This is a genomic window from Micromonospora sp. CNZ297 (assembly GCF_007827625.1).
Genome location: NZ_VISU01000019.1, coordinates 36,587 through 61,418 on the forward strand (window position 1 = coordinate 36,587; position 24,832 = coordinate 61,418).

General features: G+C 74.9%; 21 protein-coding genes. 8 read left to right on the top strand and 13 right to left on the bottom strand.

All coding sequences use genetic code 11. The features are described 5' to 3' along the window. Window positions 1-8: 8 nt before the first annotated feature. Genes FB454_RS26595 through FB454_RS26605 form a run of 3 tightly spaced genes read right to left on the bottom strand, consistent with a single transcriptional unit; the run spans window position 9 to window position 2,902 of the window. On the bottom strand, window positions 9-881 hold the full coding sequence (locus tag FB454_RS26595) for an SDR family NAD(P)-dependent oxidoreductase (protein ID WP_013286295.1): 873 nt from the start codon (window positions 879-881) through the stop codon (window positions 9-11). Beyond that, on the bottom strand, window positions 878-2,185 hold the full coding sequence (locus FB454_RS26600) for a flavin-containing monooxygenase (protein WP_145823720.1): 1,308 nt from the start codon (window positions 2,183-2,185) through the stop codon (window positions 878-880). Before FB454_RS26600 ends, FB454_RS26595 begins: the two co-directional genes overlap by 4 nt. A gap of 54 nt (window positions 2,186-2,239) precedes the next feature. Next, a complete protein-coding gene (locus FB454_RS26605) occupies window positions 2,240-2,902 on the bottom strand; it encodes a TetR/AcrR family transcriptional regulator (RefSeq protein WP_486485462.1) in 663 nt (220 codons plus the stop codon). Window positions 2,903-2,975: 73 nt separating this feature from the next. Between FB454_RS26605 and FB454_RS26610 the strand changes: the two genes are divergently transcribed. From FB454_RS26610 to FB454_RS26620, 3 genes are read left to right on the top strand one after another with little or no spacing between them, the layout of a single operon-like run. Then, window positions 2,976-4,328 carry an MFS transporter gene (locus FB454_RS26610; protein ID WP_091327827.1) on the top strand — a complete coding sequence of 451 codons (1,353 nt, stop codon included), beginning with the start codon at window positions 2,976-2,978 and terminating at the stop codon, window positions 4,326-4,328. A 12-nt stretch (window positions 4,329-4,340) separates the two neighbouring features. Next, complete coding sequence (locus tag FB454_RS26615; protein ID WP_145823721.1) at window positions 4,341-5,567, top strand: hypothetical protein; 1,227 nt, start codon at window positions 4,341-4,343, stop codon at window positions 5,565-5,567. Between the two features lie 60 nt (window positions 5,568-5,627). After that, the gene (locus FB454_RS26620) at window positions 5,628-6,218 is read left to right on the top strand and encodes a pyridoxamine 5'-phosphate oxidase family protein (protein WP_145823722.1); all 591 of its coding nucleotides are present in this window, start codon (window positions 5,628-5,630) and stop codon (window positions 6,216-6,218) included. A 6-nt stretch (window positions 6,219-6,224) separates the two neighbouring features. Here the strand turns inward: FB454_RS26620 and FB454_RS26625 are convergent, their stop codons facing one another. Next, entirely contained in the window at window positions 6,225-7,706 is a 1,482-nt protein-coding gene (locus FB454_RS26625) for a peptide MFS transporter (protein WP_013476827.1), read from the bottom strand. A 225-nt stretch (window positions 7,707-7,931) separates the two neighbouring features. On the opposite strand from FB454_RS26625, the gene FB454_RS26630 reads away from it, so the two are divergent. Then, window positions 7,932-8,273 (top strand): RNA polymerase-binding protein RbpA, encoded by a 342-nt coding sequence (locus FB454_RS26630; RefSeq protein WP_007070998.1) that lies wholly within the window; start codon window positions 7,932-7,934, stop codon window positions 8,271-8,273. Window positions 8,274-8,586: 313 nt separating this feature from the next. On the opposite strand, the gene FB454_RS26635 is transcribed toward FB454_RS26630, so the two are convergent. The 3 genes from FB454_RS26635 to lnt are packed head-to-tail and all read right to left on the bottom strand — an operon-like array spanning window position 8,587 to window position 11,589. Next, window positions 8,587-9,126 carry an FxsA family protein gene (locus FB454_RS26635; protein WP_013286288.1) on the bottom strand — a complete coding sequence of 180 codons (540 nt, stop codon included), beginning with the start codon at window positions 9,124-9,126 and terminating at the stop codon, window positions 8,587-8,589. Window positions 9,127-9,179: 53 nt separating this feature from the next. Continuing rightward, a complete protein-coding gene (locus FB454_RS26640; RefSeq protein WP_145823723.1) occupies window positions 9,180-9,971 on the bottom strand; it encodes a polyprenol monophosphomannose synthase in 792 nt (263 codons plus the stop codon). Between the two features lie 22 nt (window positions 9,972-9,993). Beyond that, complete coding sequence (gene lnt / locus FB454_RS26645; RefSeq protein WP_486485468.1) at window positions 9,994-11,589, bottom strand: apolipoprotein N-acyltransferase; 1,596 nt, start codon at window positions 11,587-11,589, stop codon at window positions 9,994-9,996. A 228-nt stretch (window positions 11,590-11,817) separates the two neighbouring features. Between lnt and FB454_RS26650 the strand changes: the two genes are divergently transcribed. From FB454_RS26650 to FB454_RS26665, 4 genes are all read left to right on the top strand, one after another. Next, window positions 11,818-12,579, top strand: coding sequence for a low temperature requirement protein A (locus FB454_RS26650; RefSeq protein ID WP_486485463.1), 762 nt, complete (start codon window positions 11,818-11,820; stop codon window positions 12,577-12,579). A gap of 51 nt (window positions 12,580-12,630) precedes the next feature. Next, a complete protein-coding gene (locus tag FB454_RS26655; protein WP_145823725.1) occupies window positions 12,631-15,738 on the top strand; it encodes a BTAD domain-containing putative transcriptional regulator in 3,108 nt (1,035 codons plus the stop codon). A gap of 68 nt (window positions 15,739-15,806) precedes the next feature. Further along, a complete protein-coding gene (locus tag FB454_RS26660; protein WP_145823726.1) occupies window positions 15,807-16,781 on the top strand; it encodes an ATP-binding cassette domain-containing protein in 975 nt (324 codons plus the stop codon). Next, on the top strand, window positions 16,778-17,560 hold the full coding sequence (locus FB454_RS26665) for an ABC transporter permease (protein WP_013286282.1): 783 nt from the start codon (window positions 16,778-16,780) through the stop codon (window positions 17,558-17,560). Before FB454_RS26660 ends, FB454_RS26665 begins: the two co-directional genes overlap by 4 nt. Before the next feature lie 431 nt (window positions 17,561-17,991). On the opposite strand, the gene FB454_RS26670 is transcribed toward FB454_RS26665, so the two are convergent. The 6 genes from FB454_RS26670 to kdd are packed head-to-tail and all read right to left on the bottom strand — an operon-like array spanning window position 17,992 to window position 24,728. Beyond that, complete coding sequence (locus FB454_RS26670) at window positions 17,992-19,335, bottom strand: glutamate mutase L (protein WP_013286281.1); 1,344 nt, start codon at window positions 19,333-19,335, stop codon at window positions 17,992-17,994. A gap of 58 nt (window positions 19,336-19,393) precedes the next feature. Then, window positions 19,394-19,786 (bottom strand): 3-aminobutyryl-CoA ammonia lyase, encoded by a 393-nt coding sequence (gene kal / locus FB454_RS26675; protein WP_013286280.1) that lies wholly within the window; start codon window positions 19,784-19,786, stop codon window positions 19,394-19,396. Then, on the bottom strand, window positions 19,786-20,538 hold the full coding sequence (kamE, locus tag FB454_RS26680; RefSeq protein ID WP_013476833.1) for a lysine 5,6-aminomutase subunit beta: 753 nt from the start codon (window positions 20,536-20,538) through the stop codon (window positions 19,786-19,788). The genes kal and kamE overlap by 1 nt, the downstream gene beginning before the upstream one ends. Continuing rightward, window positions 20,535-22,094: a lysine 5,6-aminomutase subunit alpha gene (gene kamD, locus FB454_RS26685; RefSeq protein ID WP_145823727.1), complete on the bottom strand. Its 1,560-nt coding sequence runs from the start codon at window positions 22,092-22,094 to the stop codon at window positions 20,535-20,537. The genes kamE and kamD overlap by 4 nt, the downstream gene beginning before the upstream one ends. After that, window positions 22,091-23,662 carry an amidohydrolase gene (locus FB454_RS26690; RefSeq protein WP_123110120.1) on the bottom strand — a complete coding sequence of 524 codons (1,572 nt, stop codon included), beginning with the start codon at window positions 23,660-23,662 and terminating at the stop codon, window positions 22,091-22,093. The genes kamD and FB454_RS26690 overlap by 4 nt, the downstream gene beginning before the upstream one ends. Before the next feature lie 4 nt (window positions 23,663-23,666). Next, entirely contained in the window at window positions 23,667-24,728 is a 1,062-nt protein-coding gene (gene kdd / locus FB454_RS26695; RefSeq protein ID WP_036311047.1) for an L-erythro-3,5-diaminohexanoate dehydrogenase, read from the bottom strand. Between the last annotated feature and the right edge of the window lie 104 nt (window positions 24,729-24,832).

A 24,832-nucleotide genomic window follows, 5' to 3' on the forward strand; every position in this document is an offset into this window, starting at 1 on the left:
CGAGCAGGCTACCGGCGGTCCTGCCGGTGCCGCCGGACCATGCCCTCGGCCAGCGCCGCGCCGTCCAGGTCACCGGCGGCCAGCCTTGTGGCGACGGTACGGCGCACCATCCGGTCGGCCAGCGCCGGAGCGTGCCGGGCCAGCGCCAGTTCGATCCGGCCGCGCCGGGTGGTGGCGACGTCCCGTGGCGCGCGCCGGGCGGTCGCGGCGCGCAGGATCGCGGCCACCACCCCCTCGACCGGCTCCGGGCGGGACACCCCGCTCAGCGACAGCCCGGCCGCCACGGTGCTGTCGTGGATCGGGGAGGCGACCATGCTCGGGTAGACGACGCTGACGCCCACGTGGGTGCCGACTTCGTGGCGCAGCGCGTCGGCGTACGCGACGAGCGCCCGCTTGCTGACCCCGTACGCGGCGGCCAGCGGCAGCGGCAGCACCGCCATCCGGCTGGCCACGAAGATCACCCGGCCGCGGGCCGCCTCCAGGGCCGGCATCGCGGCGGCTGTGGTGCGCCAGGCGGCGAGCAGGTTCACCTCGATCTGGCGGCGTACCACCTCGTCGGGCGGCAGCTCGGCGGGCGCGGGTCCGCCGACACCGGCGTTGTTGACGAGCAGGTCCAGCCCGCCGAGCCGGTCGACGGCCGCGGCCACCGCCGGTGGCGTCGCGGCCGGGTCGGTCAGGTCGACGCCGAGCACCGGCGGTGTGACGTCGGGGTCGGCGTGCAGGTCCAGCCCGACCACGTGAGCGCCGGCGGCGGTGAGCGCCGCGCCCAGGTGCTGCCCGAACGTGCCCCGGGCGCCGGTGACGAGCACCCGCCGTCCGGCCAGCCCGCTGCCACGGCCCGGCGCGTTCACTCCGGTCCGCTCACGGCCTGCCGCGCTCATCGGGCCGCTCCGGCGCGGCGCCGGCCGGCGGCCAGTTCGCGGCCCAGTTCGGCCAGGTAGACGTCGAAGTCGACGCGCATGTGCGGGCGGCGCTGCCCCCACCGGGCGGTGGCGGCGCGCAGCTCGTCGCGGCAGGCGGCGGCCTGCCGGGCCGGATCCGGTGGCGTCCAGGTGCCGGCCAGGCGCGCGGCCACCAGCCGGGCCTGCGCCTCGACCAGGGGGAACGCCGCGCCGGTGGACTGCATGAGCCCGACGAACGCCAGCCCGGGGGCGTCCAGGTGGAACACGTGCCGGTACAGCGGCAGCCGGTCGGCGCCGTCGCCGAGCAGCGCCGGGTCGAGGAACGGCACCTCCACCCGGTAGCCGGTGCACCAGACGATCAGGTCGATCTCGTCGTGGCGGCCGTCGGTGAACTCGACCCGGTCGCCGTCGAAGCGGGCGATGCCGGGCCGGGCCTGGATGTCGCCGTGGGTGATCCGGGACAGCAGCGCGTCGGACAGCGTCGGGTGGTCCTGGAGGAAGCCGTGCGCCGGTGCGGGCAGCCCGTACCGGGTAGGCGGGCCGACCGCAGTGGTGATCATGGTCTGGCTGATCCGCTGCCGCAGCCGCCACGGCAGCCGCCGGGCCAGCGCGCCGTTGAGCGTGTCCGACGGGCGGCCGAGCAGGTACTTGGGCACCACCCACACGCCGCGGCGCAGCGACAGCAGCGTGCGTTCGGCGGCGTACGACGCGTCGACGGCGATGTCCATGGCCGAGTTGCCGCCGCCGACCACGAGGACCCGTCGCCCGGCGAGCTGTTCCGGGCCGCGGTAGTCATGGCTGTGCATCTGCTCGGCGGTGCACTCGCCCGGGTACGGCTCGGGTCGCTTCGGCACCCGGTTGTGCCCGTTGGCGACCACCACCGCCTCGACGTCGACCTCGACCGGGCCGTCCGGGCCGGTGGCCCGCACCCGCCAGCCGTCGCCGGTGCGGGTGACCCGCTCGACGGTGTGCCGCAGCCGTACCGCCTCGCGCAGCCCGAACCGGTCGGCGTAGTCGCCGAGGTAGCCGGCGACGCGGGCGTGGTCGGGGTAGTCGGGCCAGTCGGCGGGCATCGGATGGTCGGCGAACTCGGTGCGCCCCTTGCTGGTGTTCAGGTGCAGCGTCCGGTACGCGGGCGAGCCGGGGGCGCCGTACACCCAGAGGCCGCCGAGCGTGTCCGCCGCCTCGAACGCCACCGCCGGGACACCGGCGTCGGCGAGCGCCTTGAGCGTGGCCAGCCCGGCGGCTCCGGCGCCGACGACAGCGACCCTGGGTGTGGCCATACCCGCCTCCTTAATCCAACGACTGATGGATAATCCCTGGAGCGCGGGCCGGCGTCAAGGGCGGGTGTCTCCCGGGCCGCCGGCGTAAAGGGCGTCGAGGAACCGGTGCACGAACGCCCGGAACTCCCGGCGCTCCCGCGCCCCCGAGCCGGCCCCGGCGGCGAGCGCCACCACGTGCCCGTGCACCGCCCAGACCAGGGAACGCACAGTCACGTGCGGGGTCGGCTCGGTCAGCGCGCCGGCCCCGGACGCCGCCACCAGCAGCTCCTCGACCAGCCCGTACAGCGGGGCGGCGTAGCGGCGGTCCAGCTCGCCGTGCCGCTGCGGCTCCAGCCAGCGGCGCAGCCACAGCGCGGTCGTCTCCGGCCGGTCCTCCAGGAAGTCGACGAACACGTCCACCAGGTCGTGCAGCGCCCGCAGCGCGTCCTGCGGGCCCGCTGCCAGGGCCGCCCGGGCGCGTTCCCCTGCTGCCTCGATGACCTCCCGCTCGGCGCTGAACACCCGGGCGAAGCAGGCCTCGTAGAGCTGCGCCTTGGTGCCGGTGTGGTGCACGACGGTGGCCGCGTCCACGCCCGCCGCGGCGGCGACGTCGCGGACGCTCACCGCGTCGAAGCCCCGCTCGGCGAACAACGCGGTGGCGGCGGCGAGCACCAGGTCACGGGTCGGCCGCTGGTCGTCGCGGCGGGGCCGGCCCGGACGGCGGCGAGGCATGGTCATCCGGCCATTGTTACCCCTACAATCCAGCAACCGTTGGATTGGGGGCGGCGCGCCCCGAGGACAGGAGACCGCCATGACCGGGCTGGATCAGCGCTCCGACGCGGTCACCCTGCCGCGCGGCCCGCTCGTCGGGTTCGCCACCGGCTCACTCGGCATGGGCGTCTGGGTCACCGTGCCCGGGCTGCTGCTGCTCTACTTCCTGACCGACGTGCTGGCGGTCGCGCCGTGGCTCGCCGGGCTCACGCTGCTGCTGCCGAAGATCGCCGACGTGCTGCTGCACCCGTGGATCGGGCACCGCTGCGACGTGGAGCAGGCCCGCCGGGGCCACCGCCGCCGGCTGCTGCTGGCCGGATGCGCGCTGCCGCTGGCGTTCGCCGCCCTGTTCGCGGTGCCCGGCGACCTCACCGGCGCCGCCGCGGCCGGCTGGGTGGCGGTCTTCTTCGTCGCCGGCAACCTGCTGTTCGCCGCGTACCAGGTGCCCTACCTGGCGACCCCGGCGGACCTGCGGATCGGCTACCACGAGCGGACCCGGCTGATGGCGTTCCGGATGGTGGTGCTGACGCTCGGCATCCTGGTCTCCGGACTGCTCGCGCCGCTGCTGGCCGGCGGCGACGACGCCACACGCGACGGCTACCTGCGGATGGGCGTGGTGCTGGCGGCCGGGATGCTCGCCGCGATGCTGGTCGGCGTCGCCGGGATCGGCCGGCTGCGCCGCACCGCCGCCGACACGGCCCCGCCGCACGGCCCGGGCGGGTGGCGGGCGCTGGCGGCGAGCCTGCGGGACCGGCAGTTCCGCTGGCTGGTCGGCGCGTACCTGGCCATGTCCACCACCACCCACCTGGTGCTCGCCGGGGTGCCCTACTACGCCGAGTACGAACTGGGCCGCCCCGGACTCACCACCGTGCTGGTGGCCGCGTTCGTCGCACCCGCGCTGCTGGTCACCCCGGGCTGGCTGGCGGTGGCGCGGCGGATCGGCAAGCAACGTGCCCTGCTCGCCGGGCAGGCCGCGTTCGCCGCCGGGTCGCTGGTGCTGGCGATCGGCCGCCCCGCCGGACTGCCGGTCCTGGTGGCCGCCGTGGCGGTGCTCGGGGTGGCGTTCGCCGGCATGCAACTGCTGCCGTTCTCGATGCTGCCCGACGTGATCCGCGCGGCAGGCGGCACCGAGCGGGCCGGCACGTACACCGGGGTGTGGACCGCCACCGAGGCCACCGGCGCCGCGCTCGGCCCCTACGCGTACGCGCTGTGCCTCGCCGCCGGCGGGTTCGTGGCCTCGACCGCCGGGCAGACCGTGACCCAGTCCCCGGCCGCGCTGGACGCGCTGCGCTACGGCTTCGGGCTGCTGCCCGCCGCCGTGATGGTGGTCGCCGTGCTGCTCCAACGCCGCTACACCCTCGACGGCGCGGCCCGGGCGGACGCCGCCGGATAGACTTCGCCCCCGATGGACGCCGAGCCCGCCACCGACACCCGACCCTGCGCCCACTGCGGACGCGACGTGCCGCAGCGCGTCGGCGCGGGCCGCCCTTTCCGCTACTGCCGGGACAACGACGGCGCCTGCCAGCGGGCCGCCCGCAACTCGCGGATGCGTCACCGCAACTCCCCCGGCCTGCCCGGGCAGGTGGCGCGCACCTGGGAGGCGGTGGACCGGCTCGACCAGATCGTGGAGACGCTCACCGAGGCGCTGCACGCCGAACTGTCACCGGCCGGTGTGGAGCGGCAGCTCGCCGAGCTGCGCGCGGAGACGTCGGCGCAGGTCGCCGCCGCGCACGCCGAACGCGACGAGGCCCGCCGTGAGGCCGAGGACGCGACCGCCGCGGCGGCCCGCGACCGGCAGCAGGCCCGCGCCGCGTACGCCGACCGCGACACCGCCGCCGACCGCGCCGAACGGGCGGAGGCCACCGCGTCCGCCGCCGCCGAGCGGGTCGCCGCGGCCGAGGACGCCCGCGACGCCGCGCGCGCCGAGGCGGGTGCCGCGCAGGCGCTGCGGGTGCAGGCCGAACGCGACCGCGACGCGGCCCGGCACGAACTGCGCACCGTACGCACCGAACGTGACGCCGAACGCCGCCGCGCGGCCGAGTTGACCGCCGAGCGGGACGCCGCCCGGGCCGACGCCGAGCGGGCCACCCGATCCGCCACCGAGGCCCTGGACCGGGCCGAACAATCCCGCGCCGAGGCCGACCGGGCGCGCGCCGACGCGCAGGCCGCCCAGGGGCGGGCCGCCGAGGCGGAGCGCGCGGCCCGGACCGCCGCCGAACGTGCCGACGCCGAGGCCGCCGCCGCGCGGCAGGCCCTCGCCGAGCGGGACCGCGCCGTCGCGGCACGCGCCGACGCGGAGGCGGCGCTGGAACGAGCCCGCGCCGAGGCGAGCGCGGCGATCGAGGCCGTCCGTGCCGAGGCTGCCGCTTCCGTCGAGCGCGCCCGTGCCGACATGGCCGCCGCGGTGGAGCAGGCTACGGCTCGTACCGCCGAGCGGGATGCGGTCGCCGCGGAGCTGGCCGACGCGCGGCGGGCCGCGAGCGCCGCCGAGGCCCGGGCGGCCGACCTGGCCGCGCGGACGGCGGTGATCGAGGCCGACCGGGACGCCGCGCAGCGCCGGGCCGGGCAACTCGCCGACCAGGTGAGCGATCTGGCGACGGCGCTGGCGCGGCTCGGCACGCGTACCGGCTGAGGCGGCCACGGGCTGGGAACGGGGCAGCGCCGCACCCGGTCGGGCGGCGAGGATCGGGGCATGGGAAAGACGTACGAGCGCATCGACGGGCGGCTGCGGGACTTCATCGAGGCGCAGCCGATGTTCTTCGTGGCCACCGCCCCGCTGTCCGGTGACGGCACCGTCAACCTCTCCCCGAAAGGGCTGCGCGGCTGCTTCGCGGTGCTCGACGAGCACACCGTGGCGTACCTGGACTTCGCCGGCAGCAACGCCGAGACCATCGCCCACCTGCGGGAGAACAGCCGGATCACGCTGATGTGGTGCGCGTTCGCCGGCCCGCCGAACATCGTGCGGGTGCACGGGCGCGGCGAGCCGGTGTTCCGCGACGACCCGCGCTGGTCCGGCCTGCTGGCCCACTTCCCGGACATCGACCCGGGTCCGCACGGGCTGCGGGCGATCATCGTGGTGCGCGCCGAGCTGATCCGGGACACCTGCGGCTACGCGGTGCCGTTCATGACCTACGACGCCGACCGTGACCTGCACGAACGGCGGTTCGCCCGGGAGGACGACGTGTCGCTGAGCGCGTACTTCGCCGGCAAGGACCACGTCGCCACCAGCATCGACGGGCTGCCCGGCCTGCCGTTGCCGCTGCCGCCGACCCCGGCGGGGTGAGCGCTGTCAGTGGATGCCGGCCATCAGGTGCCGGATCTGGCGGGTGAACATCACCGCGGCCAGGCCCAGCACCACCGAGGCCAGCCCGAAGGTCAGGAAGTAGACCGGCTGGGACCAGGTGCCGGCCAGCCGGGCCACCTGACCGCCGATGGCGTCGCCGACGGCGGTGGCGAGGAACCACAGGCCCAGCATCTGGCTCGCGTACTTGACCGGGGCGAGTTTCGTGGTGGCGGACAGGCCGACCGGGCTCAGGGACAGCTCACCGGCGACCTGGATCGCGTACACCGCGACCAGCCACAGCGGTGAGACCAGGTCGCCGCCGACGGCGGCCTGCGCGGCGGCGGCCATCAGCACGAACGACAGGCCGTTGAGCACCAGGCCGACGGCGAACTTCGTGGGCGTGGACACCCGATGGCCGAGTTTGAGCCACAGCGCGGCGGCCAGCGGCGCGCCGATGATGATGAGGATCGGGTTCACCGACTGCAACCAGGACGCCGGGAACGTGAACCCGCCCACCGACCGGTCGGTCTGGTCGGCGGCGAAGATGTTCAGCACCGACCCGGCCTGGTCGTAGATGAGCCAGAACGAGGCGGCGAACAGGAACAGCCACACGTACGCCTTCATCCGGCTGCGTTCGGTGCCGCTGATCTCCCGGTCGGTGAGGATCCGCGCGAAGTAGCCGACTGTCACCAGCACCGTCACCACTGTGAGCAGGTTGACCACCGTGTCGACGGTGAACCAGCCGGCCACCAGCAGCACCAGCAGGACGGCGAGCACCACGACGCTCGCCACGCCGACGCGGGTCAGCGCGCGCCGCCGGTCGGCGCCGAGCAGCGGGTCCGCCGGGCGGGCGCCGGCTTCGCCGAGGTTGCGGCGGCCCAGCACGTACTGGAGCACGCCGAAGGTCATGCCGACCGCGGCGGCGCCGAACCCCAGATGCCAGTTGATCTTCTCGCCGAGGAAGCCGGTGATCAGCGGCGCGATGAACGCACCCAGGTTGATGCCCATGTAGAAGATGGAGAACCCGGCGTCGCGGCGCGGCGAGTCCCGCTCGTACAGGTCACCGACCATGGTGGAGATGTTCGGTTTGAGCAGGCCGGTGCCGAGCACGATCAGCGCCATGCCGGCGAACACGCTCCACCCGGTGGGGATCGCCATCACGTAGTGACCGGCGGCGATCACCACGCCGCCCCACAGCACGCTGCGCCGCGCGCCGATCAGCCGGTCGGCGACCCAGCCGCCGGGCAGCGCCATCAGGTAGACCATGGCGTTGTAGGTGCCGTACACGGCGTTGGCGCTGGACTCGCCGAGGTCCAGCCCGCCGTCGGCGACCGCGGCGGTCAGGTACAGCACGAGGATCGCCCGCATGCCGTAGAAGCTGAACCGCTCCCACATCTCGGTGAGGAAGAGCGTGGACAGCGCGCGGGGGTGACCGAAGAAGGTCTTCCCGGCTGGTGGTCGGGCCCCGACCGGCGCGTCACTGCTCATCGTCACCTCCGGCACGCAAACAGGTGGGTAACATCCCCGTTGACAGGCGAAACACTCCACCGATTCGGCCCGGCCGGGGACGACCCCGCCGGGCAGCTGTCATGGCCGGTTACCCTTGACACTCCCGACCCGCGTACGGCCCTGCCGCCGCGGGCCGGGGAATGGGCGAGCGGTGACCGGTCGTTACACCTGAAGACCAGCACCACGAACGAGGGGAAGTCGATCATGGGCGAGCGCATGCTGCGCGGTAGCCGGCTGGGAGCGGTCAGCTACGAGTCCGACCGCAACACGGAGCTCGCGCCGCGTCAGACCCGCGAGTACCTCTGCGCCAAGGGCCACCAGTTCGAGGTGCCGTTCGCCGTCGACGCCGAGGTCCCGACGACCTGGGAGTGCAAGTTCGACGGCAGCGTGGCCCGTCTGGTCGACGGCACCGAGCCGGAGCAGAAGAAGGCCAAGCCGCCGCGTACCCACTGGGACATGCTGCTGGAGCGGCGCTCGATCGCCGAGCTGGAGGACATCCTCGCCGAGCGGCTCCAGGAGGTCCGCACCCGCCGCGGTCGTGCCTGAGCATCTCCCGCAATGACCGAAAACGCCCCCGGGATCACCCGGGGGCGTTTTTCGTTGCCCGGGCAGGCACGGCCCCGCCACTTCGGGGAGGTGGCGGTATCGAGCGTGCCTTGATGGCGCCACCTCCCCGAACTTGTGCCGATCATGGGAGGGCGGGTTGGTTGTGGGTGGCTGATCCGCCGCGCGTGGGCCGATCCGGGTGCCGGGCCGGTGAACGGGCCGCCAGCCCGGGGAGGCGGCGGGGTCGGGCGCGGTCTGATGGCACCACCTCGGCGAAGTGGAGTCGATCAAACTGACGGCGCAGCGGGGCGCGTCAGCGGTCGACGATCTCGCCCTCGATGGCCTTGCCCGGGTCGGTGACCGGCTGCGGCGACGGCGCGGGACCAGGCGACGGGGCCGGCGCGGGCTCCGGGGTCGGCTGCGGCGCACCCCGGTACACGCGCACCCGGCGCGGCCCGAACAGGTCACCGGCGACCATCGACGACACCCGGCGCTCGGTGGCCCGGCGCACCCCGCCACCGGCCAGCCGGCGCAACGGCGGCACCAGCAACAGCAGGCCCACCACGCCACTGACCAGGCCCGGAAGCGCCAGCAGCAGCGCGCCCAGCAGACCGACAAGCCCATCGGTCACCTCCGGGCCCGGCGGCCGGCCGGCCTGCGCCGCCGCGCGGAAGCCGCGCCACGCCCGCATGCCCTCGCGGCGCAGCAGCACCAGACCCAGCAGGGACGCCCCGAACACCAGCAGCACCGCCACGCCGAACCCGACGGCCCGGCCGACCAGCACGAAAACGGTCAGCTCCAGCAGCGCGAGCAGCAGCAGGGCCGGTGGTACGTACTTCAGTCCTCGGCGCATCTCACCTCATCAGCCCGGGGTCATCACGCCCCTCAAGCATGACACGCCCTCGCTCAAGGCCAGCGCGCGAGCGCATCCGGGCGGGCGGACGCGGTCGCCAGGCGGTCCCGCACCCCCCAGCGGGTGACCCGCCACAGCGCCTCCGCCACGATCAGCGGGCTCATCTTGCTGTCGCCGTGTTCCCGCTCGGCGAATGTGATCGGCACCTCCACGATCCGCACCCCGGCGCGGTGCGCCAGCCGCGACAGCTCCACCTGGAACGCGTACCCCTGGGAACGCACCGAACCCAGGTCGATCGCGTCCAGCGCGCTGGCCCGGTACACCCGGTAGCCGCCGGTGGCGTCGCTGACCGGCATGCCCAGCGCCAGCCGCGCGTACAGGTTGCCCACCCGGGACAGCAGCAGCCGCCGCCACGGCCAGTTCAGCACCCGCGCGCCGCGCGTCCACCGGGAACCGATCACCACGTCGGCGTCGCGGGCGGCGTGCAGCAGCGCCGGCAGGTCCTCCGGGGCGTGCGAGCCGTCGGCGTCCATCTCCACCACCGCGTCGTAGCCGCGTGTGCGCGCCCAGGCGAACCCGGCCAGGTAGGCCGCGCCGAGTCCTTCCTTGCCGGCCCGGTGCAGCACGTGCACCCCCGGGTCGCCGTCGGCGATCGTGTCGGCGATCGCGCCGGTGCCGTCGGGGCTGTTGTCGTCGGCGACGAGGACGTCCACCGCCGGCGCCGCCTCGCGTACCCGGGCGACGATGCGCCCGACGTTGTCGGCCTCGTTGTAGGTGGGGATGACCACCAGGACCCGCCCCACCCCGGGATGGCCGACCGTCCGCCTGTCGGCTGCCACGCCCACCGTCGCACCGCCTCTCGTCGGCTCAGCCGGGAGCGACCTCCCGGCGGCGGCGCAGCACGGCCGCACCGGCCAGGGCCGCGACCGCCAGCGCCGTCAGCGCCACCTCCGGCCACACCCCGGCAGTGGTCGCCGGGGTACGCCCGTTACCGAGTTCCATCTGCCGCACCACCACCGCGGCGGTGTTGAACCCGGTCGCACCGTCTACCCGCCCGTCCGGGGAAACGAACCCGGACACACCGACCGTGGAGGCCATCAACGCGGCCCGGCCGTGCTCCACGGCCCGCAGCCGCACCATGGCCAGCTGCTGGCGGGCCTCGGCCACGTCGAACGTGGCGTTGTTCGTCTGCACCACCAGCAGCTGCGCGCCGCCGATGACGGTGTCCCGGACGATGCCGTCGTAGGCGACCTCGAAGCAGATCACGTCGCCGAGGACCGCCGGGCCGGTGTTCAGCACGCCGGGACGGTCACCGGCTACGAAATCGGACCGGACCCGGTCGACCTGGGAGCTGACCTTGCGGGCGACGGAGCGCAGCGGCACGTACTCGGCGAACGGCACCGGATGCCGTTTCGTGTACACCTGGTCCAGATCCGGGCCGGTGCCCGGCCGCCACAGCAGCCCCGCGTTGCGCACCTCACCCCGGCCGGGCCCGACCAGCACCGCACCGACCAGGATCGGCGCGCCGATCGCGTCGGCCGCCTGGGAGATCCGCTCCCCCGCGCCCGGGTTGCGCAGCGGGTCGATGTCGCTGGAGTTCTCCGGCCACACCACCACGTCCGGACGGTCCTGCCCGCCCTCGGCGACCCGACGCGCCAGCTCCAGCGTCGCGTCGACGTGGTTGTTCAGCACCGCCTGCCGCTGCGCGTTGAAGTCCAGCCCGAGGCGCGGCACGTTGCCCTGCACGATCGCGACTGTCACGGTGTCGCCCGCGCCGCGTACCCCGGTCGGCACGGCCGTACCGGCGGCGAGCAGCGCCACCAGCGCGGCGGTGAGCCCGGCGACGGGCCGCCACTGCCCGGGCGCACGCCGCCAGTCCCGCCACGCGGCGGTGACCAGCAGCCCACCGGCGACCGCGACGGCGAACGTGACCAGCGGGGCGCCGCCGAGCGCCGCGAGCTTCAGCAGCGGCGACGTGTCCTGGCTGAACGCCAGCCGCCCCCACGGGAACCCGCCGAACGGGGTGCGGTCACGCAGCGCCTCCTGCCCCACCCACAGCACACCGGTGAGCAGCGGCCACGCCGCCCGGTGCCGGTCGGCGAGCGGCGACACCCAGGCGGTGGCGGCGCCCAGCAGCGCCAGATAGGCGGCCTGCAACAGCGACAGCAGCGCCCACGGCAGGTAGCCGGTGTGCAGGTTCGTCCACTCCAGCAGCGGCGCGAACAACGCCACCCCGGTCAGGAAGCCCAGCCCCGCGCCGGCGCGCAGCCGCCGCCGGTGCACCGCGGCGGCCAGCAACGCCACACCGACCGGCGCGAGCGGCCACCACCCGTACGGCGGGAACGCCAGCAGCAGCGCCACCCCGGCCAGCACGGCGGCCGGCACGGCGAGCGTCAGCGGCAGGGGACGCGCGCCGCCGTCACCGGGTGCCCCGTCGGTGGCACGCGGCTGTTCCCGGTCCAGCGTCGTCACCGGCTTCTCCCCACGATCACGGGCCGAAGGCTACCCGCCCGTACCGGTCGTCGGCCCGCGCCCCTGCGCCGCCGATCGGACAACAGCGCCCCGGCGGGCGGAGCCCGCTGCCATGCTCGGCAGCATGAGCGCTGAGCGGGGACGAGGTCGCATCCTGCCGACACCGCGGCCCTGCCCGAGTCGCCCCGGCAGACCTGGGCGACGTGGCTGCCGCTGGCGTTGTGGCTGGCCGCGCTCTGCATCGAGTACACCTCGGGGGGCCTCGCCCCCAGCGCCGGGCTGACAGTCGTGTCCGCCGCCCACTGGGCGGAGCGGTACGCCCTGATCCTGCTCATCGCGCTCGGCGAGTCGATCATTTCGCTCGGGCTGGGGCCGAAGCTGAGCGCCGGCCTGCCGGCCACGTGGCCGGTGATCGTGGCGTCGGTGCTCGGCGTCACCATCATCGCGGCGCTGTGGTGGCTGTACTTCGACAGCCTGGCGCCCGCGCTGGAGCAGCGGCTGCACCGCACCCGCGACGTCCGCGCACGGGCGGCGCTCGCCCGCGACGCCTACGCCTACCTGCACCTGCCGCTGATCACCGGGATCATCCTGTTCGCCCTCGGCCTCAAGCGTTACCTCGCCGTCATCTCCCACCCGCGCGGTGATCCCTGGCGGGAACACGCCGCCGCTCTGGACAACCGGGTGCTGTTCGCCGGGTTGGTCATCTACGTGTCGGGGCTGCTGGCGCTGGGGGTGCGCGCGACGCACCGGATCTCGGCGGTACCCACCGCCGTGGTGGTCGCGATGGCTGTGGGACTGCCGTGGGCCGGCCGGCTGCCTGCGGTGGCCGCGCTGGCGATCCTGGCGGTGGCCAGCGTCTCGGTGGTCCTGCTGGGCCTGCGGTCGAGTGACCCGTGGCGCAGCCGGGTGCGCCGGACCGCGTTGGACGAGCAGGTCGCCGCCGAGCAGGAGCAGTCCGAATGGCGGCGGCACCACCTGTGACCGGCGGGTGGGGAGTGTGGGCGCCACCGGCGACAGGCGACAATCGGGCGCATGCGGTTCGGTGTGCTGGGCGCGACCCAGGCGTACGCGGCCGACGGCAGCGTACTGCCCGTCGCCGGCGGGCGGCTGCGCGCGCTGCTGGTGCTGCTTCTCCTCGACGCCGACCGCACCGTTGCGCCGCAGCGCCTCGTCGACGGCGTGTACGGCGACCGGCCGCCCGAGCAGGCCACGAACGCGCTGCAGTCGCAGGTGTCGCGGCTGCGGCGGCTGCTGCCCGGCGCGCACATCGAGTTCGGCCCGGCCGGCTACCGGCTGGCGGTGGATCCGCAGCGGGTGGACGTGCACCGGTTCACCGGGCTGGCCGCGGCCGGGCGGGCCGCACTCGCCGCCGGTGACCCGGCCGGCGCAGCGGCGCTGCTGCGCGACGCGCTCGGCCTGTGGCGCGGCGAACCCCTCGCGGACGTGACGGACGCGCCGTTCGCCGACGCCGAGGCCGCCCGGTTGCGCCAGGCACGCCTGGCCGCGGTCGAGGACCGCGTCGAGGCGGAGCTGGCGCTGGCGCTGGCCGGGGCGCCGCTGATCGCCGAGCTGCGGGACCTGGTGGCGGCGCATCCGCTGCGGGAACGGCTGCACGGGCAGCTGATGCGGGCCCTGCACGGCGCCGGCCGCCGCGCCGAGGCGCTCGCCGTCTACGCCGACGCCCGCCGGGTGCTCGCCGAGGAACTGGGCACCGACCCGTCGGCGGAGCTGGTCGCACTGCACACGGCGCTGCTACGCGACGACGCCGCACCGCCCGCCCGGCTGCCCAGCCCGCTCACCAGTTTCGTCGGCCGGGAACCGGAACTGCGGCGGGTCCACGAGCTGCTGGGCGCGGCGCGGCTGGTCACCCTGCACGGCCCGGGCGGCGCCGGCAAGACCCGGCTGGCCACCACCGTCGCGTCCGGCCACGACGGGCCGGTGTGCCTGGTGGAGCTGGCCGCTGTGGCACCCGGCGCGCCGGTCGCGCCCGCGGTGCTGGCCGCGCTGGACCTGCGCGACGCCGGCCTGCGCACCCCCGGCGGCCCCGCCGACCTGACCGGCCGGCTGGTGGCGGCGCTGGCCGACCGGCGGCTGCTGCTGGTGCTGGACAACTGCGAGCACGTGATCGACGACGCGGCCCGGCTGACCGGCCGGCTGCTCGCCGCCGCGCCCGGGCTGCGGGTGCTCGCCACCAGCCGGGAACCGCTGGGCCTCACCGGCGAGGCATTGTGCCCGGTCGGCGGGCTGCCCGCCCCGGACGGGCCGGCCGCACCGCCGGCGGCCGCCGCGTACCCGGCGGTGCGGCTGTTCACCGACCGGGCCGCCGACGTGTCGCCCGGGTTCACCCTCGACGACGCCACCACCCCGGCGGTGCTGCGGATCTGCCGTACCCTCGACGGGCTGCCGCTGGCCCTGGAGCTGGCCGCGGCGCGGCTGCGGGCCCTGCCGGTGACGCAGGTCGCGGCCCGGCTGGACGACCGGTTCCGGCTGCTGCGCCGCGGTGACCGCACCGCGGCGCCCCGCCACCGCACGCTGGAGGCGGTCGTCGGGTGGAGCTGGGACCTGCTCGACGAGCCGGAGCGGCGGCTGGCCGCCCGGATGAGCGTGTTCGCCGGCGCCGCCGACCTGGCCGCGGTGCAGGCGGTGTGCGCGCCGGACGCCGGTGACGTCCTCGACGTGCTCACCGGCCTGGTGGACAAGTCGCTGGTGGAGGCCACCGGCGGGCGCTACCGGATGCTGGAGACGATCCGCGAGTTCGCGGCGGCCCGGCTGGCCGAGCACGGCGAGACCGGGCGGGTGCGCGACGCGCACGCCGCGTACTTTCTGGACCTGGCACAGGCCGGCGACGTGGCCCTGCGCGGCGGCGGCCAGGAACGGTGGCTGCGCCGCCTCGACGCCGCCCGCGACGACCTGCACGCGGCGCTGCGGCACGCCGAAACCACCACCGGGTTGCGGCTGGTCGCGGCTCTGGCGTTCTACTGGTGGCTGCGGGGCCTGCGCGGGGAGGGCGCCGCGCTGGCCCGGCGACTGGTCGACCGGCTCGACGGCCCGCCCGACGGCGTGGCCGAGGAGTACGCGCTGGGCCTGCTGATCGCTGCGCTCGCCGGTGGCGGCGAGCGCAGCGAGGTCGACGCCGCGTCGCGGATCCTGTGGACCCTGGCCCGGCCGCCCCGGCATCCGTTCCTGCTGTACCTGTCCGGCATGGCCAGCGGTCCCCCGTCGCCGCAGGACGCGGCAGCGCTGCACGAGCAGGCCGTCCGGGACCGGCTGCTCGGCACCGACCCGTGGAGCCGGGCACTGGGCCTGCTGGGCACCGCGATGGTCAGTCTCCTGCACGGCCGTCACGCCCAAGCCCGCGCCGACCTCGACGGTGCGCTGGCCGGCTTCCGGGCCCTCGACGACCGCTGGGGCATGATCGTGACGCTGTCCACCCACGCCGAGGCCGCCTACCGCACCGGTGACGTCGCGTCGGCGGCCGCGCCGATGGCGGAGGCCCTGGAGCTGGCCGAGCAGCTCGGCTCCACGCTGGACCTGGCGGAACTGCTGCGGACCCGCGCCGACGGGCGGCTGGCAGCCGGTGACCTGACCGGCGCGGCCGAGGACTTCCGGCGGGTGCGGCGCATCGCCGGGCCGGCCGGCGCGCCGGAGCTGGTCGCCGCCGCGTACCTGGGGCTCGGCGAGATCGCCCGCCGCGACGGCGACCCGCAGCGGGCGCGGACGCTGTGCGAACGGGCGGTCGCGGAATGCCCGTCGGGCTGGTTCGGCGCCGATGTGGTGCGGCTCGCGGCGCTGGTGACGCTCGGGCAACTCGCCGACGCCACCGGCGACCCGGCTGCGGCCCGCGCCCACTACCGGCAGGTCCTCACCGCCGGCGTCGGCGTGTGGGACGTGCCGGTGGTGGCCGCCGCCGCGGACGGGCTGGCCGGGCCGCTGCTGCGCGACGGCGACCACGAGTCGGCGGCCCGGCTGCTGGGCGCGGCGGCGCTGCTCGCAGGCACCGGCGCGGCAGACGCCCCGGCCCGCACACCCACCGCCGTCACGCTGCGGGAACACCTGGGTGAGGCGGCGTTCGCCACCGCGTACGCCCGGGGCGCGGACCTGCCCCGGCAGCGGGCGCTGGCGCTGGTCGACGGGCGCTGACCGGCGCGGCGCCGCCCGGTGCGCGCGCGGTACGCGCCCGGTCAGCGCCGCCGGTGACGCTGACTCCCATGACCGACGACGCGACGGCCGTACTGGCCGACGGGATACGAAAAACGTACGGACGCACCACCGCCCTGGACGGCTTCGACCTGGCCGTTCCGGCCGGCACCGTGTACGGGGTGCTCGGCCCGAACGGGGCGGGCAAGACCACAGCGGTGCGGATCCTCACCACGCTGCTGCGTTTCGACGCCGGCCGGGCCAGGGTGGCCGGGTACGACGTCGCCACCGACCCGGACCGGGTGCGTGCCGCGATCAGCCTGACCGGCCAGTACGCGGCGGTCGACGAGGTGCTCAGCGGACGGCAGAACCTGGTGCTGTTCGGGCGGCTGCGGCGGCTGTCCGCGCGCCGGGCCCGCCGCCGCGCCGAGGAGCTGCTGGACCGGTTCGGTCTGACCGAGGCCGCGGACCGGTCGGCGGGCGGCTACTCCGGTGGGATGCGCCGCCGCCTGGACCTGGCGGCCAGCCTGGTGGTGCCGCCGCGGGTGCTGTTCCTCGACGAGCCGACCACCGGCCTGGACCCGCGCAGCCGCAACGGCCTGTGGACGGCGGTGCGGGAACTGGTCGCCGACGGCACCACTGTGCTTCTGACCACCCAATATCTTCAGGAGGCCGACCACCTCGCCGACCGGGTGTGCGTCATCGACGCCGGCCGGGTCGTGGCCGAGGGCACCCCGGAGCAGCTGAAGGCCCGCATCGGCGCCGACCGGCTGGAACTGGTGGTCCGCGACGCGGCGGACCTGCCCGCCGCGGCGGCGGTGGTGGAACGCGCCACCGGCGCGACCGCGACTGTGGACGCCGAGCTGCGGCGCGTCGACGCGCCGGTGGCCGACCGGATCGCCGTGCTCACCGCCGTGCTGCGGGCCCTCGACGACACCGGGATCGCGGTGGACGACGTCCTGGTCCGCCGCCCGACGCTGGACGAGGCGTTCCTACGGCTCACCGGCGGTCACGCCGACGCGCAGCGGGTGGGGGTGGCGTCGTGAGGGCGCTTGCCGACGGGTGGCTGATGGCCGGGCGGAACATGCGGCACGTGGTTCGTGCCCCGGAGGAGATCATCCTCTACTTCAGCCTGCCGATCATGTTCGTGCTGGTGTTCGGCTACGTGTTCGGCAGCGGCATGTCCGTGCCGGGCGACGGCAGCTACCGGGAGTTCCTGCTGCCGGGCGTGTTCGTCATGACGATGCTCTACGGCCTCGGCGCGACCGCGTCGGCCATCGCTGTGGACGCCGGCCGGGGCGTGGTGGACCGGTTCCGGTCGCTGCCGATGGCCCGCTCGGCGCTGCTGTCCGGCCGCGCGAGCGCCGACCTGGTACGCGCGTGCCTGGAGATGACCACGCTGGTGGTGTGCGGGCTGCTGGTGGGCTGGCAGTGGCGCGAGGGCGTCGGCCCGGCGCTGGCCGCGGTGGCGCTGATCCTGCTGCTGCGCGTCGCGATGACCTGGGTGGGCATCCTGTTCGGGCTGCTCGTGCCGAACCCGGACACGGTCGCGGTGGTGGTGTTCCCGCTGGCGTTCCCGCTGACCGCGCTGTCCAACGTGTTCGTGGCGCCGGAGCTGATGCCGGACTGGCTGGGCGCGATCGCCGCCTGGAATCCGCTGTCGGCCACAGTGGCGGCGGCCCGGGACCTGTTCGGCAACCCGGGCCTGGGCGGCGACTCGTGGCCGGCCCGGCACGCGCTGGAACTGGCGGTCGCCTGGCCGCTGGCGCTCATCGCGGTGGCCGCCCCGGCGGCGGTGCGCCGCTATCGGCGGCTGGGCCGCTGACGAGGGCCGGCCGCTGACGGGGGTATCGGGGGGATGAAATCGGGGCGCGGCCTAAGCCGCGCCCCGATGCTCCCAGGCCCTTCCCGGCCGGTGGGGCGAAGACGATCGGCGCCGACCTTCGGACCGACCCGACGTGGACTGGCTGCCCCCGCCTGGCCGTTGTCTACTGGCCGTGCCTCTCACCCTGCCCGTACACCGGTAACCGCGGCCGGTTCGCGCCGCCCCGCCGACCCCCGCCCGCTGGACCTGGCCGCCGCAACCTTCCGGTCGCTCGGCCAGCGGACGAAGGGACGAAGCGAACAACAGCCGCTTCCCGTGGTAGGACTCAAAGACGGTACGGCGTAGACCCCCGCCGCTGTCAACCCACCCGGGCCTGTCGTGTGTTGCGACACGGCGTGTCGCGTCGGCGCGTCTCGATTCCTGAGGCTGATTCAGGCGCCGAGATGGTGCCGCAGCATCGCCGCCGCCGCACCCGGATGCTCCTCGGCGAGCAGCCCGGCGGCGGCCAGCACGTAGTCCACGTCGACGACCGGCCGGGCCGCCCGCGGCAACGCCCACCCCCCGGCGTGGTCGGTCAGCACCGCGTCGAGCACCGCCGCCGCGTCGCCCGGCTCGGCGTGCCGCAGCACCCCACCGGAGCCGACGAGCAGCTTCACCTCCCGCAGGTCCCGCCCGGCCCGCTCCCCCGTCGCCGCACCCCGCGCGTGCCGCCGCAACGCCACAGTCGCCGCCAACGAGGCGATACGCCGGTCCACGGCCCGCTCGCCGTCACCGGCGGGCAGGAACCCCGGGTCGGCGGCCCGTACCGCCGCCGCGACCGTCAGCTCCGCCTCCTCGGCCGCGTCGAGCAGCCGCTCCTCCACCGCGGCGCGCACCACACCCGGCGCGCTCCACCGCATGCCCAGGTCACCCTCGACGGTACGGGCCCGCCACAGCGTCCCGGCGACCTCCTGACTCGGGCCGCTGTCCCGCTCGTCGGGGGTGAGCACCGAGTACACGTCGGTGGTCGCGCCGCCCACGTCCACCACTGCCAGGTCACCGCCGAGCGTCCCGGCCAGGACCTCCACGCCGGTGAGCACCGCGTCGGGGGTGGCCGCGCGGACCAGCCGCGCGAACCGCGTACCCCGGGACAGCTTCTTGCCGCCGATGACGTGCCGCAGGAACACCTCCCGGATCGCCGCCCGCGCCGACGCCGGCTCCAGCACCCCGATGCGCGGCAGCACGTTGTCGGCCACCGTCACCGGCACACCCGCGCCCGCCAGCAGCGCGTGCAGGTCGGCACGCACGTCGGCGTTGCCCGCCAGGACCACCGGCACCCGGAAGCGGGCCTTCGCCAGCCGCGTCGCGTTGTGCGTCACCGTCTCGGCGTCGCCGCCGTCGGTGCCGCCCACCAGCAGCACCACGTCCGGGCGGGCCGCCCGCAACGCCGCCACGTCCACCCCACCGAGCCGCCCGGCCGCGACGTGCACCACGTTCGCGCCCGCCGACAGACCGACCCGCCGGCCCGCCTGAGCGGTCACCAGCGGCTCGTAACCCACCACCGCCAGGCGCAGCCCACCCCCCGCCGACGAACACACGTACCAGGGCACCTCAGCGACCCCGGCCGACGCGGTGGCCGCACCGACCGCGGCGTCCAGGCCGTGCAGCACATCCGTGCCCACCGTGGTGGGCGCCGACGCCGCCGCGACCAGACGGCCGCCGTCGAGGTCCACCACCGCGGCCTTCGTGTACGTCGACCCGACGTCGGCGCAGACGACAACCGGCCTCGCGCTCACGCCGGGCTGTCCTTCGTTCGCGACTGCGGGGCTCGCAACACCGGCTCGCTCCTCGCGCTCACGGTGCTGGCGGCACGACCACCGTGCCGGTCGCGGTGACCGCCACGATCGGCTCGTCGAGCACCTCGGCGGCCGACTCGCCCTTGTCCGGGCGGCCCCGGCACACCACTGTCGCGGCGAAGTCGACGGTGCGGCTGCGGGTGCCCACCCGGGTCACCGTCGCCGTCACCTCCAGCACGTCACCGGCCTTCATCGGCGCCCGGAACTGCACGTCGGAGTACGAGGCGAACAACCCCTCGTCGCCGTCGGTGCGGATGCACACCTCGGTGGCCACGTCTCCGAACAAGCCCAGCGCGTACGCCCCGTCGACCAGGTTGCCCGCGTAGTGGGCGTGGGAGTACGGCACGTACCGGCGGTGGGTGACTGTCAGACCGACACGGGGATCGCTCATCAGGCGTTCGCCTTCCTGGAGGTGATCAAAGCGTGGACGAGGTAACTGGCGACCTCGCCCGGGGTGGTGCCACGGCCGAAGATCCGGTCCACGCCCAGCTCGCCGGTCATCGTCTCGTCGAACCGCGGCCCGCCGACGATCAGCAGCGGCCGCTTCCCGGCCGGCATCGCCTCCCGGAACGCCGCCGACATCTCCCGCGTGTTGTGCAGGTGCGCGTCACGCTGCGTCACCACCTGCGACACCAGCACCGCGTCGGCGCGTTCCCGCCGGGCCGCCTCGACCAGCTCCGGCACGCTCACCTGCGCGCCCAGGTTCGTGACCTTCAGCTCCCGGTAGTACTCCAGGCCCTTCTCGCCGGCGATGCCCTTGACGTTGAGGATCGCGTCGATGCCCACGGTGTGCGCGTCCGTGCCGATGCAGGCGCCCACCACCGACAGCTTGCGGCGCAGCCGCCGCTTCACCACCGCGTTGACCTCCTTGGCCGACAGCAGCGGATAGTCACGCTCCACCACCTGCACCTTCGACAGGTCCACCAGGTGGTTCACCCGCCCGTACACCACGAAGAACGTGAACCCGTCACCGATCGGCTTGGCGTGCACCAGCATCGCCGGGTCCATGCCCATCTTGTTGGCGAGCTGCACCGCCGCGCCCTCGGCCCGCTTGTCGTGCGGCACCGGCAACGTGAACGACACCTGCACCATGCCGTCACCGGTGGTGTCCCCGTACGGCCGCACGACCGTCTTCTCACTCATGAGGGTTGCTCCAGGATCTCCGTGGCCGGGTTGTAGTAGTCCGCCTCGTGCCGCGCCACCCCGTCCAGGCCCTTGCCCCGGTCCGCCGGCCGCTTCATGATCCCGAACGTGCCCTCGGCGATCGCCGTCAGCAACGACTGGTCCCCGATACGCTCCAGCAGGTCCACCGCCTCACCGAGCACCCGGTGCGCCCGCTGCTGGATGAACCCGCCCGGCGCCGGCACGAAGTCCTCGTGCAACCCGCCCGCCGCGCCCAGCACGTACCGCACGTTCTGCAGCGCGATGTCCCGGTCCGACAGCCACGGCGTCACCACCGCCTCGGTCATCATCCCCACCAGCAGGATGCCCTGCCCGGTCATCGTGCCCACCAGGTTGAAGAACCCGTCCAGCAGGTTGCCCCGGAACACGTCACCGGTCATGTGCTTCGTCGGCGGCATCCACTTCAACGGCGCGTCCGGGAACAACTCCCGCGCCAGCAACGCGTGCGCCAGCTCCAACCGGAACGACTCCGGCACATCCGGGTTGATCTCGAACGCGTGCCCCAGCCCCAGCTGCCAGTCCGCCAGCCCCGCCTCGTGCGCGAAGAACTCGTTCAGCAGCTGCGACACCGTCACCGTGTGCGCCTCGTCCACCGCGTCCGCGGTGGTCAGGTAGTTGTCCTCACCGGTGTTGATGATGATCCCCGCCCGCGCGTGCACCTGCCGCGAGAACCGCTGGTCCACGAACGTGCGGATCGGGTTGATGTCACGGAACAGGATCCCGTACATCGAGTCGTTGAGCATCATGTCCAGACGCTCCAACCCGGCCAGCGTCGCCATCTCCGGCATGCACAGACCCGACGCGTAGTTCGTCAACCGCACGTACCGGCCCAGCTCCCGCGACGACTCGTCCAGCGCCGCCCGCATCAGCCGGAAGTTCTCCTGCGTCGCGTACGTGCCCGCGAACCCCTCCCGGGTCGCCCCCTCCGGCACGTAGTCCAGCAGCGACTGCCCCGTCGACCGGATCACCGCGATCACGTCAGCACCGGCCCGCGCCGCCGCCTGCGCCTGCGGGATGTCCTCGTAGATGTCACCGGTCGCCACGATCAGGTAGATCCACGGCCGCTGCTCCGGATCCCCGAACCGCTTCACCAGCCGGTCCCGCTCCGCCCGCCGCCGGTCGATGCTGCGGATTCCCGCCGCCACCGCCTTACGCGACGCCCGCCGCGCCGCAGTCGCCGCCTTCCCCGACGGCTGCGCGAACCGCACCGAACCGGCCGCCGCCTTCTGCGCCAGCAACGTCACATCCGCGATGCCCTCACGAGCCAGCGCGTCGAACACCGGCGCCGCCACCCCGTGCCCCAGCCCCACGTCCGCGACCACCGCGTCCACGAGCCGGTTCACCCACGGAATGCCGTCCGGGTCCGCGCCGGTCACCCCGGCCAGCCGCAGCACCGCCCGCTCCACCGACACAGTGGTGTGGCTGCGCGCCAGATCCACCACCGGCTGCCCGGCCCGGCGCGCCAACTCCCGTGCCCGCGCCACCAGCGCCGGATCCAGCCCAAGCTTCCCTGTCACGAAGACCCTTCCTGATAGATCACGTCACCGCGCAACACGGTGGCCCGGCACACCGGCAGCGGCGTCGGATCGTCCGCACCCCGCAACTCCGGATCCTCCGCCAGCACCACAGGCAGCCCCCGCTCCACGCCCGCCGGGGTGTCCCAGACCGCGAACGTCGCCGGCGCCCCCAACGCCAGCACACCCTCGTTGTCCAGGTGCACCGCCCGCCACCCGCCGCGCGTGTGCGCCGCGAACGCCGCCCGCACACTCATCCGCTGCGCCGGGTTGTGATGCGCCGCCGCCGCCCGCACCGACCCCCACGGATCGACCGGCGTCACCGGCGAATCCGACCCGAACGCCAACGCCACACCGACCCCGTGCATCGCACCCATCGGATTCGACTCCAGCGACCGGGCCAACCCCAGCCGCGACTCGTACATCCGGCCCGCGCCGCCCCACAACCTGTCGAACGCCGGCTGCATCGACGCCACGATCCCGTACTCCACGAACCCGGCGATCAACGCCTTGCTCATGATCTCCGCGTGCTCCACCCGGTGCCGGGCCGCCCGCAACCGGTCCACACCCAGCGACCGCGCCGCCAGCCCGAACCCCTCAAGCACCGTTCCGATCGCCGCGTCCCCGATCGCGTGGAACCCGCCCTGCAACCCGTGCGCCGCGCAGTCCAGCAGATGATCACGCACCTGCTCCGCCGACACGTACCCGTGCCCGCACGCCCCCGCCTCACCGTCCAGGTACGCCGCCGACACGTGCGCCGTCCGCGACCCCAGCGCCCCGTCGGCGAACAGGTCACCACCCGCGCCCACCGCACCCAGCTCCCGGGCCTTCGCCGCACCCAGCAGCTCACCCCAGTACCCGTACACCTCCGGCACCCCGGCCCCCGAGATCGCCAGCAGCCCGGTGAAGTCCTCCTCGTCGGAGATGTCCGGACCACCGCACTCGTGCACCGCCGCCACACCCAGCGACGCCGCGTGTTCCAGCGCCCGCCGCTGCGCCGCCACCCGCTGCGCCCGCGACACCGACGCGAACGCCGCCGCCCGCACCACGTGATGCGCGTCGCGCCGCAGCCACCCCGACGCGTCGTAGCCGGCCGCCGACACCACCTCCGGGCACGCCGCCAGCAACGCCGCCGACACCAGCGCCGAATGGATCGACGCCTGCGACAGATACACCCGCCGCCCACCGGCCGCCCGGCCCAGCGCCGCCGCATCAGGCAACGCCCGATCCGCCCAGGCCGACTCGTCCCAGCCGTGCCCCAGCACCACCGCGTCACCCGGCAGACCCGCCGCGAACGCCGACACCGCCTCCAGCAGCTCACCCGCCGACCGCACCGCCGACAGATCCAGCCCCGACAACGCCAACCCGGTATCGGTCGCGTGCACGTGCGCGTCCACGAACGCCGGCGTCACCAGCGCACCGCCCAGCTCCACCACCCGGTCCGCCCGCGGCGCCTCCGCATCAGTACCCAACCAGGCGATCCGCCCGTCCCGCACCAGCAGCGCCGTCGCGCTCGGGTCCGCCGGACAGTGCAGCACTCCACCGCGATACAGCGTCGAGGGGTTCGTCATGGTCTCAGTCTGCCGCCAGACGAGCCTCGAACAGACCGCGCACCCCCGGCTCGGCACGCAGCAGATCCAGCGCCAGCGCCGCGTGCCCAGGCACGTACCCGTTGCCCACCAGCATCGTCACGTCCGCCGCCAGGCCCTCCGCACCCAGCGCCGCCGCCGCGAAGCTCGTCGCCATCGAGAAGAAGATCACCGTACCGCCGTCCGCCGTGGCCAGCACCGCACCGTGCTCACACCCCGGCACGTCCACGCACACCACAGTCACGTCCGCCGGCACACCCAGCGCCGTCGTCACCGCCGTCGACAGCCCCACCGGATCCCGCGCGTCGGCCAGCGCCACCACGTCGGCCAGCCCGGCCGCCGTCAGCGCGTCCCGCTCCGCGACCACCGGAACCACCCCGACGGTACGGGCGGCGCCCGCCCGCCGCGCCGCCGCGAGCGACAACGACCCGCTCTTGCCGGCCCCGCCGATCACCGCCACCGACACCGGACGCGGATCACCCTCACGGGACCGCCGCGCCACCTGCTCGGCCACCACCCGCGCCGTCAACGCCGGCGCCCCGCACACGTCCAGCACCGCCAGCGACAGCTCGGGGTGCAGGTCCGGCGGCAGCACCGCCGCGATCGACCGGGCGAACAGGATCGCGTACCCGTCGCACGGCACCTGCTCGCTGCGCCCGTCCCAGCGGGCCAGCCCGTCGGTGATCGTCAGCGGCGTCAGCGTCAGCGACACGAGCGTCGCCACCCGGTCACCCGGCTTCAGCCCCAGCGGCGAGCGGCGGCCCGCCTCCTCGACCGTGCCGATCAGCATGCCGCCGGAACCGGTCACCGGGTTCTGCATCTTCCCCCGGGCCGACACGATCTCCAGCACCTCGGCGCGGACCTTCTCCCCGTCGCCGCCGTGCTTCTCCGCCAGCTGCCGGAAACTCGCCGCGTCCAGGTTCAGCCGCTCGACCCGGATCCGCACCTCGTTCGCCGCGATCCGCGGGTCGGGGTCCAGCCGCCAGGCCGCCTGCGGAAGCACCCCCGCCGGTTCCACGACTCGGTGCAGACCCACCGGTGACGTCACGCCGACCCCCTATGTCCAGCCGCCCGAACCCCCGGTCAGGGCTCGCGTCGCGGGAAAACTTCCGGCAGACTAATTTCTTCACCGCAGATTTTCCAGTAGCCTAC